Genomic DNA, 13,858 nt, shown 5'->3' on the forward strand with positions numbered 1-13,858 from the left:
CCTAGCGGACACGGTCCTGCAAATAGTGAACGAGGGTGATCAGGGCGCTTGCTGATGAATTCTCGTCGCGAGCGTCGCAGGTGACGACCGGGGTGTCGGGGAGCAGGTCCAGCGCCTCACGCAGCGCCTCTTCGCCACGAATCGGCGTGCCGTCGAAGTGGTTCACGGCAATGGCGTAGGCGAGTCCGTACTGCTCGATCAGGTCGATGACGGCGAAGGAATCCGCCAGCCGCTCGGGGTCGACCAGCACGAGCGCCCCGAGAGCGCCGCGCGCCATGTCCTCCCACATCTGCACGAACCGCTGCTGGCCCGGCGTACCGAACAGGTACAGCACGACGTGATCACTGATCGTGAGGCGTCCGAAGTCCATGGCCACCGTGGTGGTGGTCTTGCCGCGGACGCCCTTGAGGTCGTCGATGTCCTCGCCGGCCTGCGTCATCGTCTCCTCCGTGGTCAGCGGAGGAATCTCGGACATCGTCCCGACGAAGGTGGTCTTGCCCACCGCGAAGTGCCCGACGATCAGGATCTTCACGGCGGTCTGCGCCGCTCCACCACGGACGTACGCCTTCTCATCCAAAACGGGCCCGGAGACCATCCAGCACCTCCTGAAGAATCTGCTCGTCGACCAGGCGGGCGCGCGCCACCGGCGCGCGCGTGATGAGGTAACCGCCTTCGGCGAGGGCATTGAGAAGGATCTTCACCACGCCCATGGGCAGGCGCAGGTGTCCCGCGATCTCGGCGACCGAGAGGTAGCCGCCGGAGCACATCTCCAGCAGGCTCTGTTCCTCCGGGGAGAGCCGGGCCGGCCGCTGCTGGTGGTCGGCGGCCGCCGTGACCAGCGTGATCAGGGAGAACTGGTCGCCGTCGGGAAGGTCCCGGCCATTGGTGATGACGTAGGGCCGCACTAACTCCGCGGCCTCGGGCTCCTGCCGCTCGGAATCGGTCACTGGCGTGCGCCGATGTTCTCGCGCGGCGGAGTCGTCAGCGCCTTGCCCAGCTGGCCGACGAGCTGCTGCATACGGAAGGTGATCTCCCCCATCTCGACGTCGGGAGAGGCCGAGACCGCGAGGTACGCGCCGTCACCGGCGGAGATCAGGAAGACCCAGCCACCGTCGAACTCGACGAGCGTCTGCCGCCACTTCAGATCGGACCCGTCGCAGAAGAACCCGATCGAGCGGCTCAGTGACTGCACACCGCTCATCGCGGCGGCGACGGTGTCCGCGTGGTCCCTCCCGACCCCCTTCGAGGACGCCATCAAGAGCCCGTCGGCGGAGACCAGGACCGCGTGCAGAGCCCCGGGAATCTCCAGGACGCCGTCAAGCATCCATGACAGATCGTTGTTCACGAAACCTCATGCCCTTCGCTGCTTGCGTCATGTGCGTTGCTCGTGCGGCCCGCGGGCTCCGGGAGCGCGGCTCGACCGGACTGCGTGCCGCGCTGGAAGGCACCCATGATCGAGGCGGTCTCCTCCTCGGAGCGGATCGGGGTGCCCGTGGTCATGGGGGCGCCCGTGGTTTCGGAACTCGGCGGCACGATGGCCATGGCCCGCCTGCGGCGGCGCTTGGGAAGACCGTCGGCGGTCGTGGACGCGGCCGCGGCGGGTTCCGGGCCGCTGGGGTTCAGCGAGGGAACAGTGCTCACAGTCTGTGCTCGCTCCTTTGGTTGCGGCATGCTGGTGAGCAGCTCGTCCGGCAGCAGGACCACCGCTCGCACACCCCCGTAGGGAGAGGTCGAGTCGACGGACACCGTGAAGCCGTAGCGCTCACAGAGCACACCGATCACCGCGAAGCCGAACTGCGGAGGATTGCCGAGCCCGGAGACACCCGAGGCCCGCTCACTCGAAAGGAGTTTCGCCGCTCGGGCCTTCTCCTCCTCGTTCATGCCGACACCGGCGTCGTCGACGACGATGCAGATGCCCTTGGGTACGGCACGGACATTGATCTCGACACTGGTTTCCGGTGCCGAGTAGCTCGTGGCGTTGTCGAGCAGTTCGGCAAGGGCCAGCGCGACCGGTTCGACGGCCCGGTTGGTGACCGCGAAATCGACCTGGGAAAGAATTTCGACCCGCTGGAAGTGCCGGATCCTGCCCTGCGCGCTGCGGACCACGTCGTAAACCGACGCGACGTCACGCTGCCGTCCCAGCCAGCCTTCGCAGAGCACCGCGATGGACTGGGCGCGCCGCCCGAACTGCGAGTTCATGTGGTCGATTTCCAGGAGGTCCTGGAGAATCACCGACTCGCCATACTTGCTCTGCAGTTTGGAAATGGCCAACTGCTGTTCGGCGGCGAGACCCTGAAGCGTCCGCATCGCCGATTTGAGCGCGGTTCTCGTTGCTTCTTCGGCTTGCTCCTGAGCCTTCTTCACCGAGGCCGAATATTGATTCTCAAGCTCAGCGTAGTGATCCCTGAGTTCTTGATTTCCCTGCCTTAAACTCCGCGCAGACCGCTTTCCGCGAATAATGGCGGTAGCTGCAAGCGGAGTACCAGCGATAAGAGCCCAGAGAGCCGGGTCCTGCATGTATTGCGTCATAAGACTCTCTTCAAGCGACTGACAGCCAGCTACTGAATTCCGTCAGCGCGGTGGGCCGACAGCCCACTGCGCAGGGTTTACCGTCCGGGCCGGACAGTTGGCCAGAAGAGTCGTTTGGCCGGAAGAGTCGTTTTGTGCACATAGCCCGCTCGGCAAGTGCGGCGATCGTATCATCGCCACATCTCATGACGGACCATCAATATGGGGAGTACTTGCGAACATTGATGAGTAGTCAGATCCTCAACGACATCCGAAAAGGGGGCTCTGCGGCTTTCGTCAATCAGTGCCCGGAGTGGACATCGGGGAGCGGGTGCCGCCGAGCGGGCGCGGGGGGACCCCACGCCCGCCGGGCTCGCGTTCAGTGCAGGTCGGCCGGCTCCTGGCTGTCGTCGAGGAAACCGCCCGACTGGTGCTGCCACAGCTTCGCGTAGGCGCCTTCCGACGCGAGCAGTTCCTGATGCGTGCCCTGCTCGATGATTCGTCCGCGGTCGAGGACGACGAGCTGGTCCATGGTGGCGACCGTGCTCAGCCGGTGCGCCACGACGAGCGCCGTCCGGCCCTCCATGAGCCGCCACAGCGCCTCTTGTACGAGGATCTCGCTCTCGGAGTCCAGCGCGCTGGTCGCCTCGTCGAGCAGCAGGATCGGTGCGTCGCGCAGGATCGCCCTGGCGAGTGCGACCCGCTGGCGCTGTCCGCCGGACAGCTTGACCCCGCGCTCGCCCACCATGGTGTCGAAGCCGTCCGACAGCGCGTCGGCGAACTCCGTGACATGCGCCGCCTCGGCCGCGCGACGGATCTCGGCCTCGGTGGCGTCCGGCCGGGCGAAGGCGATGTTGTCCCGCAAGGTGCGGTGGAACATCGCCGGGTCCTGCGGCACGTAGGCCATCAGGCCGCGCAGGTCGGCCTGGCGCAGCCTGCTGATGTCCTGCCCTCCGATCAGGATGCGGCCGGAGTCGATGTCCGTCATCCTCAGCAGCAGCCGGGCCAGCGTGGTCTTGCCCCCGCCGGACCGGCCGACGAGACCGATCTTCGCCCCGCTGGGCACCGCCAGGTCGAGTCCCTCGAAGAGCGGCTGCGCGCCCGCGTGGGCGAAGGTCACCTGCTCGAAGCGGACGTCGGCGGCCCGGGACAGCAGCGCTTCCGGCGCCTTCGGGTCGAGCACGGTCGGCGGCTTCAGCAGCAGTTCGGTGAACTGCGCGGCCTCCGTCATCGAGCTCTCCAGGCGACGGTAGATCTGGTTGAACTCGAACATGATCCGCGTCGCGTTGCTGTAGTACGTGAAGGCGACCACGACCGCCTCGACGCCGTGGCTGCCTCCGCCGAGCGCGACCGCGAGCAGCAGGCCCAGCGCGTTGGTCAGTACGGACATCGGCGCGACCAGTGTGTCGATGCGCAGGTTGCCGTAGTCCCACGACCTCAGCATGAGCCGCCGCGAGGCCGCGACGCGCGACCGGTGCTCGGCGGCCTCGCGCTCCTCGGCGGCGAACGCCCGGACCGTGTCCATGTTCATCAGGCTGTCGGCGACATGGCCCGACACCCGGGCGATCGCCTCCTCGCGCTGAGCGACGAGCGCCTGACGGCGGCGGATGAGGGGCAGCACGCACAGCCCCGTCAGTGCGATCATGGCCAGGAGTCCGACGACGAGCAGCGGTTCGTAGCGCCACAGCACCACCGCCCCGAACACCAGCGGCACGAAGCTGCCCACGACCTGGAACGTCATCGTGTCGACGAACTCCTCGAAGCGGGAGGCGAAGCTCAGCACCCGCTTGGTCAGTGACCCGGCGAAGTTGTCGTGGAAGAACGCGGCGTCCTTGGCGAACAGCTCGTCCATGCCGATGACGTACAACTGCTCGATGCCGAGGGCGTCGAGACGGTTCAGGCAGTGCAGGCCGAGGCGCCACAGCATCTCCGCGAGCAGCAGGACGCCGGCGAAGCCGAGGACGTACGGCAGCGTCGAACCGATGGAGACGCCGACGTCGCCGGCGATCCGGCCGACGAGCTTCGCGATGATCAGAGGCGCGATGTAGTTGATGCCGATGTTGCCGAGCGCCGGCAGCAGCATCGCGGGGGCGGTCAGCCGTCGGAGCCGGGCCAACTCCCGTCCGTAATAGCGAAGGGCGAGGAGCACCGAGCCTTTGCCCGGTGAACCCTCGCGCGATTCAGGCGATCCCATCCCAACCCTGTGTGGTCGTGCGGCAGCCTGCCGCGTGCTTCTCCGGGGAGTTTCCGTTGCCTCAGTGGCCGTGTGGAGCTTCGGTTTCGAGTGAGCGCGTTCGCTCGGGTCGTCCTCCGATGGGCGGGGTACGACGACGGGCCCGCGGCGACACCCACGTGCGAGTACGGCGGGCCAGGAATCGCAGTGTCCCGCGAGGGCTCCCGCGCAGTCCAAGCGTTTTTATCGGCCAACGGCGCACGTCGCACGCTTGCGCGACCCCAGCCGAACAGGCGTGTGCCCCTGAGCCGAGGCAGCCCGATCACCCCCGCCTCGATGCGCCCGGGCGTCTCTTTCCGCGCGGTCTCTGTCCGCGCAATTCCCCCGCAGGCCCACGAGAGATCCCGCTCCACCACGCGCAACGTGCTCGTCGTCGTCGCGCTCGTGTGGACCGGCCAACTGGTCGCACTCGTCCCCGCGTTGTCCGGCATCGCACGGGCCGACATCGCCATCCACTTCCGGACCACGGACATCACCCGGTTCACCCTGATGACCCTGCTGACCGGGACCTTCTTCCTGCCCTTCGCGGTCAAGGCCCCGGCCCTCTTCGGCACGAAGCGCGTCCTGCTCGTCGCCACCGACTACCGCGCGCTGCTGATCAGGCGCGGCATCGCGGGTGTCTACGCGGCCACCGCCCCGATCGCCTACGCGATCACCCGGGACGTGTTCCCCCGCCGCTGGGTGGGACTCGCCAGCGGGCTCCTGGCCGGCGGGGTCGGCCTCGTCGCCTTCGGCGGGCCGTTCCTGGCCGGCTGGCTCCTGGACAGTTACGGATTCCGCGGTGTGCTGTGGTTCATGGCCATCAGCACCGCCGCGAGCTTCGTGCTGGTGGCCGCCTTCGTGCCGGGGAGCCCGGTCCGTGAGGCGGGCGGCCGGACGGACTGGGGCGGCGGACTCCTACTCGGCGGAGGGATCACGGCGATCGTCCCGGCCGTCGGCGAGGGATCGCAGTGGGGCTCGGTCAGTGCCAGGTTCGCCGCCTGTATCGCCGGGGCGCTGATCACACTGGTCGCCTTCGTGCTCGTCGAGCGCCGGGTCGCCGACCCCCTGTTCCCGCCGTCCATGACACGGCGTCGGCCGGTGTGAACCATCCTCGGAGTGCCCTACGAGGACCACGAGTTCTTCCAGGAGCACGCCGGCGTCACCAACGCGCGGTTCAAGACACCGCAAGCGGCCGCCGCGACGACGAGGGAGCTGCGCCGCTACGTCTCCGGGCTCATCGAGGCCAAGATGGACGACCCCGCCGAGGACGTCCTGTCCGACCTCGGCGCGCGCGTCAAGGAGGCGATCTCAGCCTGGCGGAGGCCGCTCCCCTGGAGCACATCCTGCTCGTCGCCGGCCACGACACCAGCGCCAACATGATCACTCCGGGCACCGCGCTGCTGCTCCGGAACCCCGACCAGCTCGCGGCCCTGCCTGCCGCTGGCCCGTAGCGAACTCCACATCGTGTTCAGCACGCCGTTCCGTCGGGTGCCGACCCCGCGGCTCGCGGTCGACGTCTCGGAGCTGAAGTTCAAGGAGGACTCGCAGGCGTACGGCATCTACGCGCTGCCCGTCACCTGGTAGCTCCTGGAGGTCCGCAAAGGAGCGGACACGAAAAAGCCGTCTTCTCATCGCCGAGAAGACGGCCTCCGACCTGCTGTGAAGCTGGTCGGGACGACAGGATTTGAACCTGCGACCCCTTGACCCCCAGTCAAGTGCGCTACCAAGCTGCGCCACGTCCCGTTGCCCGTCTGACCTGGGGTTTCCCCTGGCTGAACGCGCACGGAAACAATACCGCACTCGGGGCGATGGTCGCGCATCCGTTTATTCGGGGCCGACCGGGGCGCGGGCCACGGGGCCGCGCGGGGGAAGACTTCGAGGCGACACTTGACCTGAAGTTTGATTGAGGTTGCACGATCGTCGGCATGACGATCATCGAGGCGGAACGCCACCACCAGTACCAGGACCTGCCCCGCCTGATGGGGCTGATGACCGGCGACGAGAAGCACGGACCCGCGGCGACGTCCACGCTGGACGCGCTGTGGGTGCTCTACGACCGGGTGCTGCGGGTCGGGCCCGAGCGGATGGACGATCCGGAGCGGGACCGGTTCCTGCTCTCCAAGGGTCACGGGCCCATGGCGTACTACGCGGTGCTCGCGGCCAAGGGCTTCGTGCCCGTGGAGTGGCTGCCGGACTTCGGCGCGTACGACTCGCCGCTCGGACACCACCCGGACCGGGTGCTGGTACCCGGCGCCGAGATCGGCAGCGGGTCGCTGGGGCACGGGCTGCCGATCGCTGTCGGCACCGCGCTCGGCCTGCGCGCGCAGGGGCTGGGCGAGCCCCGTGTGTGGGTGCTGATCGGCGACGCGGAGCTGGACGAGGGCAGCAACCACGAGGCGATCGCGTACGCCGGGCCGGCCGGTCTCGACCGGCTGCACACCGTGGTGATCGACAACTCCTCCGCCAGCCATGCCCGGCCCGGCGGTATCGCCGCCCGGTTCGAGGCCGCGGGCTGGTCCGCCCTGACCGTCGACGGCCGTGACCACGAGGCGCTGTACGCCGCCTTCACCGCGCCCCACCCGGGTCGCCCGCACGTGGTGGTCGCCCGGGTCGAGCCCAAGTCCGCCTGAGACACCCGAGGCATCTGAGGCATATGCGCCTTCTGAGGTACCTGAGATACCTGAGGCATCCGAGGCACGTAAGGCATCTGCGGCTCCGGACGCTCCCCCTCCCCTCACCCCGTCTCCTCATCCCGTACGCCCCTGAAAGGACCCCCTTCCGTGGACACCATGCGTGATCGTTTCGCCCCCGTCATGACGCGGCTGCTCGACGAGGACCCCCGGGTCGCTGTCGTCCTCGCCGAGATCGGCAAGGACGGTTTCACGGAAGCCCGGCGCAGGCATCCCGATCGGGTGATCAACATCGGGATCCGCGAACAGCTCCTGGTCGGGGCGGGCGCGGGCCTGGCACTGACCGGTCTGCGGCCCGTCGTGCACACCTTCGCCAGCTTCCTCGTCGAGCGGCCGTTCGAGCAGGTCAAGCTGGACCTCGGACACCAGGACGTGGGCGCGGTGCTGGTGAGCGCGGCCGCGTCCTTCGACTGGCCCGCCGGGGGCTTCACCCACATGGCACCCGGCGATGTGGCCCTGCTCGACACGCTGGACGGCTGGACCGTGCACGTTCCCGGCCATCCGGACGAGGCCGAGGAGCTGCTGCGGCAGGCGGTCGCCGCCGGGGACGACAAGGTGTACGTGCGGTTGTCCGTGCAGTCCAACGCGCAGGGTCTGCCGGTCGACGGGGCCCGTTTCCGTACCGTCCGGGAAGGGCGCGCAGGGGTCGTCGTCGCCGTCGGGCCGATGCTCGACGCCGTACTCGCCGCCACGGAGGGACTCGACGTCACCGTCCTGTACGCGGCCACCGTGAGGCCCTTCGACGGGCAGGCCCTGCGCCGCGCCACGGAGGCCGCGGGCACCGACGTCGTCCTCGTCGAGCCGTATCTGGCCGGTACGTCCACGGCCGCCGCGGGCGACGCGCTCGCCGACGTACCCCACCGTGTCCTCGGCCTCGGCGTCCGCCGGCGTGAGCTGCGCCGGTACGGAACCGTCGACGAGCACCTGACCGCGCACGGCCTCGACGCGGGATCCCTGCGGGAGCGGATCGGCGGCTTCCTGAGCGCCTCGGGCCGACCGCGCCCCTGAGTCCGCCCCGCGCGGACCCGCGCGGACCCGCGTGTCAGTCGGCCTTCGGAAGGCCCAGCTCCGGGTAGGCGTCGAGCAGCCGGGGCGGAGCCGCCTGGCGCCAGGAGTCGGCCAGGATGTCACGGAGTTCGTCGCCGTCCTCCAGGGCGGCGAGCCGGACCCTGACCCAGGCGAAACCCGCCTCGTGGTCGGCGATCCAGAACTTGCCGGGCTCCGCCTGGACGAGTTCGTCGCGCTCCTCCTTCGGGCAGCGCACCGCGATGGACGTCTCCTCCTCGGGCAGCGTGGCGAACATCTTCCCCGCGACCCGGAAGGTGGGCATGCTCCAGGCGATCTTCTCCGTGGTGTCCGGCAGGGAGAGGGCGGTACGGCGTACGTCGTCGGCATCCGGCATGGGAGGCACGGTAGCCAAAGGCACTGACATCGACAGGCGTCGGCGGGTTCGGTCGCTCCCGGCTCCCCGCCCGAGATGGTCGATGATTGAACCAGCTGCAATCGGATCGATACTGAACGTAATATTTTTCGAGCACCGGCTGCACGTTCGGGTCGCCCCGGACGCTTCATGGGTGGAGGCGGATGGTGCCTCTGGTGCCGGGGTGGGGACACGGCACCTTCGATCAGCACAGGTACAGGGGAGGACCCCGTGCAGCAGAGCGCTGCCGCGTGGTTGTTCGAGATCGCGCTTGGCATGAGGGTGTTCGGCCCGGACGTCGTCCGTGGCTGCCGTCGGCTGCTGACGGCCGGCGTACGGATCGGCATCACCGGACTGACCGGCACCCGCGCCCCGTCCCGCTCCGCCGAGTCGACCCGGGACGTCCCGTGAACGGCGACGGCGGGCCGGAGGAGACCGGCGGGGCCGTCGGCACACCGCGGGTGGTGCCCATCGACCAGTGGGACCCCACCGTGCAGATGGCGTACTGGGGGTTCCACCATCAGCGCCGCCAGGACTACATGCGCTACGCCTATCTCCAGCTCGGCTCCGACGCCGACGCGGAGGAGGCCGTGGACCTGACCTTCGACCAGGTCATGGACCGCTGGCCGCGGATGCTGCGGATGGAGAACCTGGAGGGCTACGCCTGGACGATCCTCAAGCGCCGCATCATCGACATGCACCGCAAGCGCCGACGCCGCCCGGAGCTGATGGAGATCGCCGCCTTCGAGGCGGCGCTCGCCGATCCGGCCGAGGATCCGTACGACACGCTCACCGACGCCATCGCCCTGTACGTCGCGGTCGGCTCCCTGAGCGAGCGGCAGCGGGACGCGATCCTCCTCTACTACGGCATAGGTTTCACGGCCGCCGAAGCCGCCGTACTCATGGGCAACGAGGAGGCCACCGTCCGCTCCCAGCTCCGTACCGGCCGGCGGCGCCTCGCCACCCTGCTCAAACTCCGCTGCCCGGAGCACTCCGACGGGAAGAACCCCTGATGAGCACCCTGCCGTCCGACCGCCGCACCATCGACGAACTGTTGGCCAAAGCGCGTACGCGGGATCGTTACGCCGACTACGACCTCGCGGCCTCCGAAGCCCGTCTGCGCAGCCGTCAGGCGGCCCGGCACCGCCCGCGCAACCCCGATGCCGCGCTCGTCCGAGCCGTGTGGACCACCCCAGAGGACGACCGCACCCCGGACGCGGACCGCGCCTGGTGGGACCTGAACGCCGTGAGCCTGCTGGTGCTGTTCGGGCCGGACGCCGACCGTCATCTGAGCGAGTTCATCGACAGCCAGTACGCGGACAAGACCGGCGCCCTGGTCTTCGCGTGCCTGCTGCACGTGGCGGGCGACAGCAGCGGGGCACGCTTCTGGTGGCGTTTCGCGGCGGGGGTCGGCCACCAGGTCGCCGAGTACTGCCTGTTCCTCGAACACGCGCACAGCGGCGAGTACCACGACGCCGACCACTGGCGCACCCAACTGGTGCGCGAGCACTTCGAACCCACCTACATGTGCGGCGACCGCGTCACCGCGCCGTTGGTCAATCCGGCGTTCATCGACCACGTCCACCCGCACATCGCCCGCCCGCACCACCCGGAGATCGGCATCGTCCCGCTCCCCCGGCCGCCTCTCGTGAAGGAGCTGCGCCACCTGACCTCCCTGCTGTAGCCGCGGCGGGAGCGGCGGCTCGTCACGCGCCGGGGACCGTCGCTCCCACCCGCTTGTAGAAGATCGTCGTCGGGCACAGCTCTCCCGACGGAGTCGCCGCGTAGTCGGGTATCGCCCCGAGCCGGGTCCAGCCCGCGGAGCGGTAGAGGGACTCGGCGGGGCTGTCGGTCTCGGTGTCCAGGTGCAGGAGGGTGATTCCGGCGGTGGCGGCCGCGTGCTCGGCGGTGGTCAAAAGGACCCGGCCGAGGCCCTGTCCGCGGCCGTCGCGGTGCACCATCAGCTTCACCAGCTCCGCGCGGTGGCGGCTGTTGGGTTTGTCGGGGAAGACGAGGCTGACGGTGCCCAGGATCCGGTCCGCGGTGTGCGCCACCCACACGGCGAGGCGTCCGGCCGACACCGAGTCCACGCGCTCCTCCCACCAGGCGACGGCCTTCGCCCGCTCCAACGGGGCGAGGAAGCCGATCGAGGCCCCGCCCTCCACGGTGTCGACCAGCAGTTCGGCCAACTCGCCCGCCGAGGCCCGAAGGCGCTGGGCGTCCAGCCGGGAGACGGTGGTCACGGCAGCACCACCACCAGCGCGTACCGCACGTCCTCGGGGCCGGGACACCGGAAGCGGGTGGGCCCCCAGACCCGCAGCCGCAGACAGTCCCCGGCGTCGAGCCGGTGTTCGACGTCCTGCGCGGTCACCTCCAGCGTTCCGTCGAGGACCCAGACGTGCTGCTCCAGGCCGGGCACGGGAGGCCGGTCGTAGGCGAGGTCGGCGCCGGCCCTGAGCCGCCCCTCGACCAGTTCGCCGCGCAGCCCTGCGTGCGGCGGGGACACCGATCGCCGTACGAATCCGGAGGCCTCGTCGGCCCAGACCGTCTGGTCGGCCGCCCGCACCACCGGAACGGGTTCCGCCTCGACCTCGCTGAGCAGCTGCGACATGGTGCGTCCGTACACGGCGCACAGCCGGTTCAGGAGCGAGGCCGTGGGGCTGATCTCGGCCCGCTCGGCACGGGACAGCGTGGAGCGGCTGACCCCGCTGCGCTCCGCCAACTCCCCCAGGGACCAGCCACGTTCGGAGCGCAGCTCGGCCAGCCGGGCCCCGAGCCGGACATCGACGACATCGAGCTCCCCATTGTTTCCCATATTCGGGATGCTATCCCAGATATGAACACAGCAGGGTGCCCCGCCGGCCGCCCCCTCCCGCCACTCACCTCAGTCCACCGTCGCGGCCTCCGCCAGCGCGTCCAGCACCGGGCGGATCAGCGGATGCCCCTCCGCGCCCCGGCGTACGGCCGCGAAGACCCGGCGCGTGGGCGCGACGCCGTCGACCGGTCGGACCAGCACGCCCGTGAGATCCATCCCGCGCAGGGCGGAACGGGGTACCAGGGCGACACCCGCGTCGGCCGAGGCAAGGGCCACGACGGCCCGGAAGTCGTCAGAGGAGTGTTCGAGACGGGGTTGGAATCCGGCGTTCTCGCAGGCCAGGACGACCACGTCATGGCAGGGGTTGCCGGGGTACGGGCCGATCCACGGGTCCTTGGCCAGCTCGGCGAGCGGGACCTCGGTGGCGTCGGCGAGCCGGTGTCCGAGCGGGACGACCGCGTCGAAGGGCTCGGCGTACAGGGCTACGGGGGTCAGGCGCGGGTCGTCCGCGTCCGGGGCGCCCCGGTACTCGACGGCGACCGCGATGTCGACCAGCCGGTCGAGCACCATCGGCAGACTGGCGTCGCCCTCGGCGTCCTGGACGCGGACGTGGATGCCGGGTGCCGTGCGGGCGAGGCGGGCCAGCGCGGGGGCCACCACCAGGCCGATGCCGGTCGCGAAGGAGGCGACGGTGACCGTGCCCGCCGAGCCCGCACTGTACGCGGCCAACTCCGCCTCGGCGCGCTCCAGTTGGGCCAGCACCTCGTTGGTGTGACTGAGCAGGATCTCGCCGGCCGGAGTCAGCCGTACGCCCTTGGCGCCGCGCTCGACGAGTCGGTGGCCGGTCTCCTGCTCCAGCGCGGTCAGCTGTTGGGAGACGGCCGAGGGGGTGAGATAGAGCGCGGCGGCCGCCGCCGTGACCGTGCGGTGGTCGGCCACCGCACGGAGGATGTGGAGCCGCCGCGCTTCGATCATGTGACCGATTCTCTCAGGTCACAGGCGTCTTTCAGCCCTCGAGCTCCGCACGGGCTGACACGAACGCGTCGACCGCCCGGTTCACGTCCTGCGTCGAGTGCGCGGCCGAGAGCTGGACCCGGATCCGGGCCTGGCCCTGCGGGACGACCGGGTAGGAGAAGCCGATCACATAGACGCCGCGCTCCAGGAGGAGCTCGGCCATGCGTCCCGCGACGGACGCGTCGCCGATCATGACGGGGGCGATCGCGTGGTCACCGGGGAGGATGTCGAAGCCCTCCGCGGTCATCCGGGAGCGGAACAGCGCGGTGTTCTCGGCGAGGCGGATGCGCAGGTCGTCGGCCGACTCCAGCAGGTCGAGCACCTTCAGGGAGGCCGCCGCGATCACCGGGGCGAGCGTGTTCGAGAACAGGTACGGGCGGGAGCGCTGGCGCAGCAGCGCGACGATCTCGGCGCGGGCGGCGACATAGCCGCCGGAGGCGCCGCCGAGCGCCTTGCCGAGGGTGCCGGTGATGATGTCGACGCGGTCCATGACACCGTGCAGCTCGGGGGTGCCGCGGCCGCCGGGGCCGACGAAGCCGACGGCGTGCGAGTCGTCGACCATGACCATGGCGTCGTAGCGGTCGGCGAGGTCACAGATCTCCTTCAGGGGCGCGACATAGCCGTCCATCGAGAAGACGCCGTCGGTGACGATCAGACGGCGGCGGGCGTCGGACGCGTCCTTGAGCTGTGCCTCCAGGTCCGCCATGTCGCGGTTGGCGTACCGGAAGCGGCGCGCCTTGGAGAGGCGGATGCCGTCGATGATCGAGGCGTGGTTGAGGGCGTCGGAGATGACCGCGTCCTCGGCGCCGAGGAGGGTCTCGAAGACGCCGCCGTTGGCGTCGAAGCAGGAGGAGTAGAGGATCGTGTCCTCCTGTCCGAGGAACGCGGACAGCCGCGCCTCAAGCTCCTTGTGCACCTCCTGCGTACCGCAGATGAAGCGGACGGACGCCATGCCGTAGCCCCAGCGGTCGAGGGCCGCGTGGGCGGCGGCGACGACCTCGGGGTGGTCGGCGAGGCCGAGGTAGTTGTTGGCGCAGAAGTTGAGGACCTCGCCGGGGCGGCCGCCCGCGGTGACGTTCACGGTCGCGGACTGCGGGGTGCCGATCACGCGCTCGGGCTTGTGCAGACCGGCGGCGCGGATCTCGTCGAGGGTGGTGCGGAGGTCGTCGCGCACGGAGTCGAACATGGAAGGGCTC

The 13,858-nt window shown here is 69.7% G+C and carries 17 protein-coding genes and 1 tRNA gene; 7 read left to right on the top strand and 11 right to left on the bottom strand.

The features are described 5' to 3' along the window. Position 1: 1 nt before the first annotated feature. The 5 genes from AQJ27_RS03085 to AQJ27_RS03105 all read right to left on the bottom strand — a co-directional run bounded on the left by AQJ27_RS03085 (position 2) and on the right by AQJ27_RS03105 (position 4,702). Complete coding sequence (locus AQJ27_RS03085; RefSeq protein ID WP_067361174.1) at positions 2-595, bottom strand: GTP-binding protein; 594 nt, start codon at positions 593-595, stop codon at positions 2-4. Next, on the bottom strand, positions 570-947 hold the full coding sequence (locus tag AQJ27_RS03090; protein WP_054232691.1) for a DUF742 domain-containing protein: 378 nt from the start codon (positions 945-947) through the stop codon (positions 570-572). Before AQJ27_RS03090 ends, AQJ27_RS03085 begins: the two co-directional genes overlap by 26 nt. After that, positions 944-1,345, bottom strand: coding sequence for a roadblock/LC7 domain-containing protein (locus AQJ27_RS03095; RefSeq protein WP_054232692.1), 402 nt, complete (start codon positions 1,343-1,345; stop codon positions 944-946). Before AQJ27_RS03095 ends, AQJ27_RS03090 begins: the two co-directional genes overlap by 4 nt. Continuing rightward, positions 1,342-2,529 (bottom strand): sensor histidine kinase, encoded by a 1,188-nt coding sequence (locus tag AQJ27_RS03100; protein WP_067361177.1) that lies wholly within the window; start codon positions 2,527-2,529, stop codon positions 1,342-1,344. Before AQJ27_RS03100 ends, AQJ27_RS03095 begins: the two co-directional genes overlap by 4 nt. Before the next feature lie 358 nt (positions 2,530-2,887). Next, on the bottom strand, positions 2,888-4,702 hold the full coding sequence (locus AQJ27_RS03105) for an ABC transporter ATP-binding protein (RefSeq protein ID WP_079064750.1): 1,815 nt from the start codon (positions 4,700-4,702) through the stop codon (positions 2,888-2,890). A gap of 402 nt (positions 4,703-5,104) precedes the next feature. Between AQJ27_RS03105 and AQJ27_RS03110 the strand changes: the two genes are divergently transcribed. Then, positions 5,105-5,827 carry an MFS transporter gene (locus AQJ27_RS03110; RefSeq protein WP_235613401.1) on the top strand — a complete coding sequence of 241 codons (723 nt, stop codon included), beginning with the start codon at positions 5,105-5,107 and terminating at the stop codon, positions 5,825-5,827. Between the two features lie 12 nt (positions 5,828-5,839). Continuing rightward, positions 5,840-6,103, top strand: a complete 264-nt coding sequence (locus AQJ27_RS58415) for a hypothetical protein (RefSeq protein WP_067361180.1) — start codon at positions 5,840-5,842, stop codon at positions 6,101-6,103. A gap of 286 nt (positions 6,104-6,389) precedes the next feature. Here the strand turns inward: AQJ27_RS58415 and AQJ27_RS03120 are convergent. Further along, positions 6,390-6,466: transfer RNA gene (locus AQJ27_RS03120), tRNA-Pro, on the bottom strand. 182 nt (positions 6,467-6,648) lie between these two features. On the opposite strand from AQJ27_RS03120, the gene AQJ27_RS03125 reads away from it, so the two are divergent. Further along, entirely contained in the window at positions 6,649-7,353 is a 705-nt protein-coding gene (locus AQJ27_RS03125) for a thiamine pyrophosphate-dependent enzyme (protein ID WP_067361183.1), read from the top strand. A 150-nt stretch (positions 7,354-7,503) separates the two neighbouring features. Continuing rightward, positions 7,504-8,421, top strand: a complete 918-nt coding sequence (locus tag AQJ27_RS03130) for a transketolase family protein (RefSeq protein ID WP_067361186.1) — start codon at positions 7,504-7,506, stop codon at positions 8,419-8,421. Between the two features lie 34 nt (positions 8,422-8,455). Here AQJ27_RS03130 and AQJ27_RS03135 read toward each other — a convergent pair whose 3' ends face one another. Beyond that, complete coding sequence (locus AQJ27_RS03135) at positions 8,456-8,815, bottom strand: MmcQ/YjbR family DNA-binding protein (protein WP_067361189.1); 360 nt, start codon at positions 8,813-8,815, stop codon at positions 8,456-8,458. Positions 8,816-9,064: 249 nt separating this feature from the next. On the opposite strand from AQJ27_RS03135, the gene AQJ27_RS03140 reads away from it, so the two are divergent. Genes AQJ27_RS03140 through AQJ27_RS56265 form a run of 3 tightly spaced genes read left to right on the top strand, consistent with a single transcriptional unit; the run spans position 9,065 to position 10,517 of the window. Continuing rightward, positions 9,065-9,244, top strand: a complete 180-nt coding sequence (locus AQJ27_RS03140; protein ID WP_054232698.1) for a hypothetical protein — start codon at positions 9,065-9,067, stop codon at positions 9,242-9,244. Next, entirely contained in the window at positions 9,241-9,846 is a 606-nt protein-coding gene (locus AQJ27_RS03145) for an RNA polymerase sigma factor (RefSeq protein WP_067361191.1), read from the top strand. Before AQJ27_RS03140 ends, AQJ27_RS03145 begins: the two co-directional genes overlap by 4 nt. Further along, positions 9,846-10,517 (top strand): hypothetical protein, encoded by a 672-nt coding sequence (locus tag AQJ27_RS56265; protein ID WP_067361194.1) that lies wholly within the window; start codon positions 9,846-9,848, stop codon positions 10,515-10,517. Before AQJ27_RS03145 ends, AQJ27_RS56265 begins: the two co-directional genes overlap by 1 nt. A 22-nt stretch (positions 10,518-10,539) precedes the next feature. Here the strand turns inward: AQJ27_RS56265 and AQJ27_RS03155 are convergent, their stop codons facing one another. The 4 genes from AQJ27_RS03155 to AQJ27_RS03170 form a co-directional block, all read right to left on the bottom strand. After that, positions 10,540-11,076: a GNAT family N-acetyltransferase gene (locus AQJ27_RS03155; protein WP_201264230.1), complete on the bottom strand. Its 537-nt coding sequence runs from the start codon at positions 11,074-11,076 to the stop codon at positions 10,540-10,542. Continuing rightward, a complete protein-coding gene (locus tag AQJ27_RS03160) occupies positions 11,073-11,648 on the bottom strand; it encodes a helix-turn-helix domain-containing protein (protein ID WP_067361200.1) in 576 nt (191 codons plus the stop codon). The genes AQJ27_RS03155 and AQJ27_RS03160 overlap by 4 nt, the downstream gene beginning before the upstream one ends. A 69-nt stretch (positions 11,649-11,717) precedes the next feature. Next, on the bottom strand, positions 11,718-12,623 hold the full coding sequence (locus tag AQJ27_RS03165) for a LysR family transcriptional regulator (protein ID WP_067361203.1): 906 nt from the start codon (positions 12,621-12,623) through the stop codon (positions 11,718-11,720). Positions 12,624-12,654: 31 nt separating this feature from the next. Continuing rightward, complete coding sequence (locus AQJ27_RS03170; RefSeq protein ID WP_067361206.1) at positions 12,655-13,848, bottom strand: glycine C-acetyltransferase; 1,194 nt, start codon at positions 13,846-13,848, stop codon at positions 12,655-12,657. Positions 13,849-13,858: the final 10 nt, after the last annotated feature.

It is taken from the genome of Streptomyces olivochromogenes, assembly GCF_001514115.1.
GTDB lineage: Bacteria > Actinomycetota > Actinomycetes > Streptomycetales > Streptomycetaceae > Streptomyces > Streptomyces olivochromogenes.

Coding starts and splice junctions, on each gene's coding strand:
- AQJ27_RS03100 (WP_067361177.1), bottom strand. CDS start 2,529: ATGACGCAATACATGCAGGACCCGGCTCTCTGGGCTCTTATCGCTGGT.
- AQJ27_RS03085 (WP_067361174.1), bottom strand. CDS start 595: ATGGTCTCCGGGCCCGTTTTGGATGAGAAGGCGTACGTCCGTGGTGGA.
- AQJ27_RS03105 (WP_079064750.1), bottom strand. CDS start 4,702: ATGGGATCGCCTGAATCGCGCGAGGGTTCACCGGGCAAAGGCTCGGTG.
- AQJ27_RS03170 (WP_067361206.1), bottom strand. CDS start 13,848: ATGTTCGACTCCGTGCGCGACGACCTCCGCACCACCCTCGACGAGATC.
- AQJ27_RS03135 (WP_067361189.1), bottom strand. CDS start 8,815: ATGCCGGATGCCGACGACGTACGCCGTACCGCCCTCTCCCTGCCGGAC.
- AQJ27_RS03125 (WP_067361183.1), top strand. CDS start 6,649: ATGACGATCATCGAGGCGGAACGCCACCACCAGTACCAGGACCTGCCC.
- AQJ27_RS03165 (WP_067361203.1), bottom strand. CDS start 12,623: ATGATCGAAGCGCGGCGGCTCCACATCCTCCGTGCGGTGGCCGACCAC.
- AQJ27_RS03160 (WP_067361200.1), bottom strand. CDS start 11,648: ATGGGAAACAATGGGGAGCTCGATGTCGTCGATGTCCGGCTCGGGGCC.
- AQJ27_RS56265 (WP_067361194.1), top strand. CDS start 9,846: ATGAGCACCCTGCCGTCCGACCGCCGCACCATCGACGAACTGTTGGCC.